Raw genomic sequence first — 9,155 nt, forward strand, 5'->3', positions numbered from 1 at the left:
ATACCGCTCTCTCACTGCTTCCTCATATGCTTTCATAATCGTTTCTTTGTCTGCAAATGCGGACACCAGCATCAGTAAGGTGGATTCAGGCAGATGAAAGTTGGTGATCAGGGCGTCCATGATCTTGAAATGGTAGCCGGGGTAGATGAAGATTTCGGTCCAGCCGCTTCCTGCTTTCAGGATACCGTTTTCGTCCGTGGCAGATTCCAGGGTTCTGCAGCTGGTGGTGCCGACGCAGATAACGCGGCCACCGGCGGCTTTGGTATCGTTGATAAGTTTGGCCTGGTCTTCTTCTACCATATAGAACTCAGAGTGCATGTGATGCCGGGTTACATCGTCCACCTTGACCGGACGGAAGGTACCAAGACCGACATGTAAGGTCACATGGGCCAGTTTTACGCCTTTGGCCCGGATCTGCTCCAGCAGCTCCGGTGTGAAATGGAGTCCTGCAGTGGGCGCCGCTGCAGATCCTTCATGCTTGGCGTAGACGGTCTGATAACGGTTCTTATCCTTTAACTGATGGGTGATATAAGGCGGCAGCGGCATCTGTCCAAGCTGATCCAAAATTTCCTCGAAGATGCCGTCGAACTCAAAACGGATCAGGCGGTTGCCTTCGTCTACCACGTCGATAACCTCCGCCTTCAGCAGGCCGTCGCCGAAATCAATACGCGTGCCGGGTCTGGCTTTCTTTCCGGGCTTTACCAGAGTCTCCCATACATTGTCGGCCTTACGCTTCAGGAGCAGTACTTCGATATGCGCGCCGGTGTCTTCTTTGACTCCCAGGAGACGGGCCGGTATAACTTTTGTGTTGTTAACCACCAGGCAGTCACCCGGGTTCAGGTAGTCGATGATGTCCCGGAAGATCTTGTGTTCGACACTGCCTGTCTTTTTATCCAGTACCATAAGCCGGGAGCTGCTGCGGTCCTCCAGCGGATCCTGGGCTATCAGCTCCTGGGGTAAATCATAGTAAAAATCGCTTGTTTTCATGTTGTAATTCCTGTCCTTTAAATAGAGTTATATCATTTTTTAGAACTTTCTCTTCTTAAACCAATACAAAATCGCGCCCACCACCACAATGCTCAGCACGATCACATACAGATATCCGAACCTCCACCCAAGCTCCGGCATATACTTGAAGTTCATGCCGTACCAGCCCACGATTAGGGTCAGCGGCTGGAAGATGATGGTCACCATGGTAAAAAGCTTCATGGTATTGTTCAGGTTATAGTTGAGGGTAGCGTCCATGGCTTCCCGAAGGTGAATCAGATTATCACAGAGCAGCTGAGTGTTATTGCTGAGACGCTCGGATTTATCTGTGAAGATTTTGAAATAACGCAGATCTTCTTCCTCGAACAAATCATTTTCATTCTCCTGCAGGGACTCTCCGATGTCGATGAGCTGCTCATAGTAGTTTTTCAGCGTGGAAAGCCGATTTCGCAGATCGAAGATCTCGGTATTCAGCTCTGAGTCTACTTTGCCGTTGACCACTTCCCGCTCCATGGCAATAATCTGGCGTTCTGTCATGACCAGACCCCGGTTACCACTGGACAGCAGCCGCTCCAGCACACCGTAGATCACTTTCTCCATGGTGGCGTTCTGTCGGAATCGTCCAATAGCGTCCAGAAACATTTGCCGGATGCTGTCTTCCTTGTCGATGATTTTCACCACTACAAACAGATTTTTCTTAATGAAAAAGCCGATACGGTTGCGCCTGGTGCTCAAATTCAGGATATCCACGATATTGATCATACCGAAGCTGAACTCGTCGTATACATCCATACTGGTTCGGAAATGGGTGAAATCTGTCATACAGTCCTTGACCGCCACCTCTGAAAGTCCCAGCTCCTGATAGCAGCTTTTCAATTCATCCAGCGTCAGATAACCCACGCAGATATCATGGAAATCCAGCTGCTCCAGACTGATCTCCCGGATTTCTTTATTGTGAATCGAATAAAACATGTTGCTCCTCCCCGTATGTCCGTACACATTTTTCTATTCTACTGCTTTTTTCTGTCCGCGTAAAGCAGTTTCTGTTTCCCTTCCGCTCTTTTGCCATATATCAGTCAGGAACGGCTCCCCAGACGGGCTGCATCCAGGACCTTCATAACCCGCAGGCTGTGTTCCAGTCGTCTGTCCAGCTCCGCCTGGTTTTTATTTACATAGTATTCGGTAAATGCCGTCAGCTCCTCTGCGAAAATGCTGTCCCGGCGGGCCGACTCGTAATGTATCGGCTCCTGCTTATTTTCCTGATAACTGAACTCTTCAAACCGACCGGAATTGGAATGGCTGAACATGCAGCCCTTATCACCCTCGATATTCACCGATAAAGGCGCGCCACAATCCTTAGCCGCCACACAAACACACTGGAACGTCGGATATTCCATAACCAGAATGCCTGACGTGTCCACGCCCTTCTCCATATTCGGATAGTAATGAATTGCCTTAGGTTCGCCAAACAAGCCCACCACAAAATGAATATTGTATACATTCAGGTCCATCAGCGCGCCGCCTGCCTTGGCCGGATCGAATACCGGCGCGATGTTCCCCTGCTTGAATGCCTCATAGCGACTGGAATACTGGGAGAAATTCAGCTGCACAATCTTCACATCGCCCAGACCCGGAAGCAGCTCCCGAACCTTTTCATAGTTGGCGTTGTACTGATTGGTAATGGCCTCAAAGAGAACCAACCCCTTTGCCCGGGCCAGCTCTGCCAGTTTTTTCGCCTCTTCGTAGGTCACCGTAAATGGTTTTTCCAGAATCACATGCTTCCCTGCCTCCAGGGCCTGCTTTGTGAAGCTGTAATGCAGGTGATTGGGCACCGGAAGGTACAATACATCAATCGACTGATCCGCTAACAGCTTCTCATAGCTGTCATAGGCCACCGGAACCTGATACTTCTCACAGATCTCCTTCCGTTTTTCTTCTTTCCGTGCAAATAAAGCCCGCACTTCCATCTCCGGAATCAATTTTGCCGCCTCCAGAAACCAGGGCACCGTCATGCCTGCTCCTACAATACCAATCTGCATAAGTATTCCCTCCCGCATTTGTCTTATTTTTCGTCAATCATACGAGCATGTTGACTCTCTTTCGCTCATTATACCACGCCATATTTATCCTGTCAGCCTAAAACAGGACACCGACCCCATTTTCCGAGGAATCGATGCCCTGTAAGTTTTTTACAGTTTCAACCTACTGACGAAGCTCCGCCTTAAGGCCCTCCAGACCCTTCAGGATCCGCTTCATAGCCGCGGAAATGTCGCTCTCCTCCAGCGTCTTATCCTTACCGCGGAATACAATAGAATAAGCCACTGACTTATAGCCTTCCTTAATCTGGCTTCCCTCGTAAATGTCGAACAGCTGGAAGCTTTCCAGATAGCTGCCGCCCTTCTGCTCAATCACCTCTTCGATCTGGCCTGCCAGCACCTCCTTGGGGATCACCATGGAGATATCACGGGTTACTGCCGGGAACTTGGCAATTCCCTCATACTTACGGCCAAAGGTCGCCATCTCCGTTACCACCGGCATATCCAGAACAGCCACATAGGCCCGCTCGCCGATGCCATAGGTGTCGGCAACCACCGGATGAACCTCACCCAGATAGCCCATCAGCTTGCCGTCATAATAGATATTGGCCTGACGTCCCGGATGGAGATAATTCTTACCGGCCTTCGGATCATAGTGTACACGGTCGCGCATACCCAGCTTATCGAAGAGCTCCTCGATAACGCCCTTCATATTGTAGAAATCGCCGTCGCCATACATACCCAGGGTGAACTGCATCCGCTCATCCGGAAGCTCCTGAAGCGGAAGCGCCTTCGCGATATAGATATTACCCATTTCGTACAGACGTACATTCTTATTTCTGCGATTGTAGTTCGTAGCCAGAGAAGTCAGCATACCATTCATGGAAGTAGTACGCATGATACTGAAATCCTCGCCCAGTGGGTTGGAAATCCGGATTGCCCGGCGCATGGGATCCTCCGCGTCAAGAAGCAGCTTATCAAATACCTTCGGGCTCTCAAAGGAATAAGTCATACCCTGGGAAAAGCCGCAGAACTCAGCGATATCTCTTGCCACAGCCTCCACGCGAAGCTTGAAGGGAAGCTTACCTGTGGTAGCCTCTCCTCTCGGCAGTGTGGTCGGAATATTGTCGTAACCAAAGAAACGCGCTACCTCCTCCGCCACATCTGCCAGGCGGTGAATATCCTGCCGGAAGGTGGGCGCTACGATTTCATTGGTTTTCTCATCATAATCCAATTCAACCAGCTTCAGATAATCCAGCATCTGCTCTTTGCTGAGATCGGTTCCCAGAAGCCCGTTGATCTTATCCGCGTCAAAGGGCACTCTGGAAGGCTCGCTCTTTCCGTAATAAACGTCAACCATACCGTCTACCACTTCACCGGCTCCCAGCTCCTCGATCAGCTGGCAGGCACGATCAATGGCAGCCTGGGCATTGTTCGGGTCCAGACCCTTTTCAAACTTACCGGAAGCATCGGTACGAAGACCGATACGCTTTGCGGAAAGACGGATATTCACGCCGTCAAAGCAGGCAGCCTCAAACAGCATCGTCTTTACATGGTCTGTAATCATGGAGTTCTCACCGCCCATGATACCTGCGATTCCCACAGCCTTCTCACCGTCGCAGATCATCAGGACATTTTCATCCATGGTACGCTCCTGGCCGTCCAAAGTCACAAACTTCTCGCCTTCCTCTGCCCGGCGCACCAGAATCTGATGATCCGCAATGGTATCCAGATCGTAAGCGTGCATGGGCTGGCCATACTCTTCCATTACATAATTGGTGATATCTACGATATTATTGATGGGACGGATGCCATTGACTGCCAGTCTGCGCTGCATCCACTGCGGTGAGGGAGCCAGCTTGATATTCTTGACCACTCTCGCACAATAACGGGGGCAGAGATCCGCATCCTTTACATCTACCTTGATATAATCATTGACATCTCCGCCGGAGCCCTTTACGGTTACCACAGGCGGCACAAACTTCTTCCGGAAGGTGGCTGCAGCCTCTCGGGCAATACCGATGACACTGTAGCAGTCCACACGGTTAGAGGTAATCTCGTACTCAAATACTACGTCGTCCAGACCCAGGGCGTGGATAGCGCTTTCGCCTACCACTGCGTCATCCGGGAAGATATAAATGCCGTATTCCGGCGCTTCCGGGTACATCTCCCGGCTCTGACCCAGCTCCTCGATGGAGCACATCATACCGTTGGATTCCACTCCGCGAAGCTTTCCCTTTTTAATCTTGATTCCGCCCGGAGTCATTTTGCCATCATGTCCGCCGGCCACGCGGCCACCGTCCAGAACCACCGGAACCTTCTGTCCTTCCTTTACATTGGGGGCGCCTGTAACGATCTGAATCGGCTCTGCCTCTCCGATATTAACCTGGCATACTACCAGCTTATCCGCGTCCGGGTGCTGCTCAATCTTTACGATCTGACCAATGATGATATTTTCCAGATCTGCGTCCAGTCTGGTGAAGCCCTCCACCTTCGTTCCGGAAAGTGTCATTGCATCTGTATATTCCTGCGCCGTTACATCCAGATCCGGCACATACGCTTTAATCCATGATAAAGATGTATCCATTGTTTTTCTCCCTCCTTAGAACTGCTTTAAGAAACGAATATCATTTTCGTATAACAGTCTCATGTCATCAATCTCATACTTCAGCAGCGCAATTCTCTCCAGACCTACACCAAAGGCAAATCCGGTGTACTCGTTGGGATCGATCCCGCACATCTCCAGTACATGAGGATGCACCATACCGCAGCCCAGGATCTCGATCCAGCCGCTGCCCTTGCAGAACCGGCAGCCCTTACCGCCGCATTTGAAGCAGCTTACATCAACCTCGGCGCTGGGCTCCGTAAACGGGAAATGATGGGGACGGAACTTGGTTTTCGTCTCGGCTCCAAACAGCTCCTTGGCGAACTCCTCCAGAGTGCCCTTCAGATCCGCAAATGTAATATTCTTATCTACAACCAGACCCTCGATCTGATGGAAGGACGGAGAATGGGTCGCGTCCACCTCGTCAGAACGGAATACACGTCCCGGCGCAATCATACGGATAGGAAGCTTGCCCTGCTCCATTACACGCGCCTGGCAGGGAGAAGTCTGGGTCCGCAGCACGATATTTTTATTAATATAAAAAGTATCCTGCTCATCCTTGGCCGGATGTCCTTCCGGAATATTCAGTTTTTCAAAATTGTAAAGATCATACTCGATCTCCGGTCCTTCCACCACCTCATAGCCCATACCTACGAAGATACGCTCTACCTCCTCCAAGGCAATGGTGTTCGGATGACGATGGCCTACATTGTTCTTCTTCGCCGGAAGCGTTACATCGATAACCTCTGCCTTCAGCTTCTCCTCGCGAACCAGGGCCTCCATCTTTGCCTTGGCCTCTTCCAGAACCTTCTCGATTTCCTCGCGTGTCTCATTCACCAGCTGGCCTACCTTCGGTCTGTCCTCCGGAGCCACATCCTTCATACTCTTCAATACGCTGGTCAGTTCACCCTTTTTACCGAGAATGGCCACGCGGGCTTCATTCAATGTGTTCAGATTCTTTGCTTCCCGAATCTGCGCAATGGCATTTTCCCGGATTTTCTGCAGTTTTTCCTTCATTGTTCTCACCTTTCCTGAATTATTGGTTTTTGAGGGACGTGTACTCCAGGGCAGTTTCAGAAAGCTATCGCTTTCTGAAACTCGCGGCTTTCGCCGCATAGGCAATTTCAAAAGCAGACATTTGTGTGCAAGCACCCAACTGCCTGCTTTTGAAACTGCCTGCCCTTCTCAATGCAAACGCGCAAAAAAAGCTCCATCCCTACACATAGTAGGGACGGAGCATATATATTCCGCGGTACCACCCTGATTCCTGTCTCCATGTAAAACGGACAGGCTCTCATCTTCTGCGTAACGTGCAGGCTGCGTCACCGCCTACCAAATCTCTTCAGCGATGCTGCTCCGGTGGGAATTTCACACTCTCTTCTGAACTTAAGCCCGCTCACAGCCGCTGACGGTCTCTCTCTGAAAGAAGAAGAAAGGTTACTGTGCACCTTCGTTGCATTTGTCATATCAAGGATTATTCTAAACCTTTACGGGCGAAGATGTCAAGTACTTATTTGATAACATAGGTACTCAGCTTTCCGCTTCCCTTTTGCTCAAGTTTATCGATCTCACAAAGCTCCTTAAGCAATCGGAACGCCTTTGTTGTTCCTGCGCCAATCAAATCTTCGACTTCTTTTCTTGTAACACTGCCGTTTTCCTGTGCATATTGAAGAATGAGCGACTTCTGTTCATTCAGTGAAATATCTCTGTCCGCTTTATCAGATACCCGGACATCCATTTCCGGCTGCTCATTTCTATTCGGAAGTGTCACCCGAAAAACACCCTTTGCTGTTTCAAACTCTGGCTGAAATGGACAAGCTTTATACGCGCGCTCAATTTTTCCAATTCCTGTACCATGACTTTCAATCAATCTCATGCGGTAGAAAACAGCCGCAAGGTTCGGATTTCTCGATTGTGAGACACCAAGAAAAATGGATTTCAGCTCCAAACCGGATACAAGTCCTCCAAGAGAAACAAGTTCGATTCTGTCTTCATAGACATTGATCAGATTACTTCCACTAAAAGAGTAATCTCGATGAACGATGCTGTTCAGTAAAGCCTCTCTTACTGCTTCCTCCGGGTAATCTCTTCTATCAGTTCGATCCAGTCCTGAAAATGTTGCTTTCGTTTTATTAATTAAATCAATAAACTGGTATACATCCTCAAGCTGCTTTAAAATAGAGCCCTTAAATTCCTTTCTGTCTCGGAATAATTCCTTATCTGTTCCTTGAAAGAAAGCAACCTTCGTTGTTGTTTCACACTGGTCTGATAGCCGCAATGCAAGATTTGTATACAAACCATCTTCACCAATCAGCTTAAGAGTTCGCATTTGCGATGGTCCGATTTCGATAGACCTTCTCTGCATTTCTGTTTGGAGAGTATGGAACGTCAATTCCTGATTCATACTTCTGCACAGTTCAAAAGATCTACCACTGTTTTGAAGAATCATCTCCCAAATTCCCTCTTCCGTCATTGGCTGTGTAGAGCTTCCTTTTCTTACATACACTCCACCAGGCTTCAGACCTTTTTCACGGAGATAGTACGGTCGATTTGTTCCTGTACTCTTCGGCACAGTGCTGCACATCATATACGCTTTGGCTTCTGCCTTTTTGGCTTACGGGTGGTCAAACCATCTCTTTTGCAACACAAATCAGCCCTTGACTCACCCGTTTTTTTTGAACGAGAGCAAGAGCTCTTTTTTGTCCCTGTGCTTCCCCTTCACATATCCCAAAGAAAGCCGGTGGAAACGCAGGTAAATTGCATTCAGTTTTTGATTTTTTTTAAATTAACCAGACATACCGTTTTTCTGATTTGACAACAAAAAAACGGAGCCAAAACCCACAGCAAAAAAGCTGTAAGTCATGACTCCGTTCAGTCCTTCGGCTAATCCACTTATTAGCCGGATATCCTATTCATTTTAATTTCATATGCAACAAGTGATCCATCTTTCCGACGCTTCACCACCACATCATTTCCTTTATCCGCGATTCTGCGAATCGTAGAAAAAACCTCTAAATCCTCTTTTCTGAGAATTTTCTCTTTGTCGCTAAAGATCCCTAATACCGCATCCTCCTGCATATTGCAATCCTCCCAAAACAATCGTCTATTGATTCGTCGAACTATTTTCTCCATCGCATAACCTCTCTTCCCTGCAATTTTTCAATACAACCGTGTTGTTCACACTGTTTGTAACTACAAATTCATCGACAACGCTTGAACCTGCAACTAAAACAATCGAAAAGCTATCTCTGATAGATAAATTACATAACTGTTTTTTTAATTGTTCAAATATCTCTCTGCGATTTACAACAACTGATACTCTGTCATATTCATTTTGTTTCACATAAAAATTGGCAAAAATCGAATCCAGCAATCTTCTGGTTCTTCCTGAACCAGAAGACCACAGCGGACTCATTGGTAAAATAAGTTTTACATCAAAAGCCCACAAACATTGTTTGCCGGAGAGTGCGTCTGTTTCAATCACAAAGTCATATCGCAACCTGTTTTGTGTTCTTACTTCTTTAGAC

The 9,155-nt window shown here is 48.3% G+C and carries 8 protein-coding genes and 1 other annotated feature; all 8 genes read right to left on the minus strand.

Annotation, left to right across the window (positions count from 1 at the left end):
* Nucleotides 1-987: tRNA preQ1(34) S-adenosylmethionine ribosyltransferase-isomerase QueA (gene queA / locus ACTRC3_RS11005; RefSeq protein WP_440323093.1), on the minus strand; the 987-nt coding region annotated here is incomplete at its 3' end.
* 39 nt (nt 988-1,026) lie between these two features.
* Complete coding sequence (locus tag ACTRC3_RS11010) at nt 1,027-1,959, minus strand: magnesium transporter CorA family protein (protein ID WP_440323094.1); 933 nt, start codon at nt 1,957-1,959, stop codon at nt 1,027-1,029.
* Between the two features lie 104 nt (nt 1,960-2,063).
* Nucleotides 2,064-3,026 carry a Gfo/Idh/MocA family protein gene (locus ACTRC3_RS11015; protein ID WP_440323095.1) on the minus strand — a complete coding sequence of 321 codons (963 nt, stop codon included), beginning with the start codon at nt 3,024-3,026 and terminating at the stop codon, nt 2,064-2,066.
* Nucleotides 3,027-3,189: 163 nt separating this feature from the next.
* Entirely contained in the window at nt 3,190-5,610 is a 2,421-nt protein-coding gene (gene pheT / locus ACTRC3_RS11020; RefSeq protein WP_440323096.1) for a phenylalanine--tRNA ligase subunit beta, read from the minus strand.
* A 15-nt stretch (nt 5,611-5,625) separates the two neighbouring features.
* Entirely contained in the window at nt 5,626-6,645 is a 1,020-nt protein-coding gene (pheS, locus tag ACTRC3_RS11025) for a phenylalanine--tRNA ligase subunit alpha (RefSeq protein ID WP_440323097.1), read from the minus strand.
* Nucleotides 6,646-6,852: 207 nt separating this feature from the next.
* Nucleotides 6,853-7,091 (minus strand) — a binding site (T-box leader).
* Between the two features lie 47 nt (nt 7,092-7,138).
* Nucleotides 7,139-8,200 (minus strand): ATP-binding protein, encoded by a 1,062-nt coding sequence (locus ACTRC3_RS11030; RefSeq protein ID WP_440323098.1) that lies wholly within the window; start codon nt 8,198-8,200, stop codon nt 7,139-7,141.
* A gap of 323 nt (nt 8,201-8,523) precedes the next feature.
* The gene (locus ACTRC3_RS11035) at nt 8,524-8,706 is read right to left on the minus strand and encodes a hypothetical protein (RefSeq protein ID WP_440323099.1); all 183 of its coding nucleotides are present in this window, start codon (nt 8,704-8,706) and stop codon (nt 8,524-8,526) included.
* A 25-nt stretch (nt 8,707-8,731) separates the two neighbouring features.
* Nucleotides 8,732-9,155: hypothetical protein (locus ACTRC3_RS11040; protein WP_440323100.1), on the minus strand; the 424-nt coding region annotated here is incomplete at its 5' end.

Source organism: Laedolimicola sp. (genome assembly GCF_051972735.1).
Classification (GTDB): domain Bacteria; phylum Bacillota; class Clostridia; order Lachnospirales; family Lachnospiraceae; genus Laedolimicola; species Laedolimicola intestinihominis.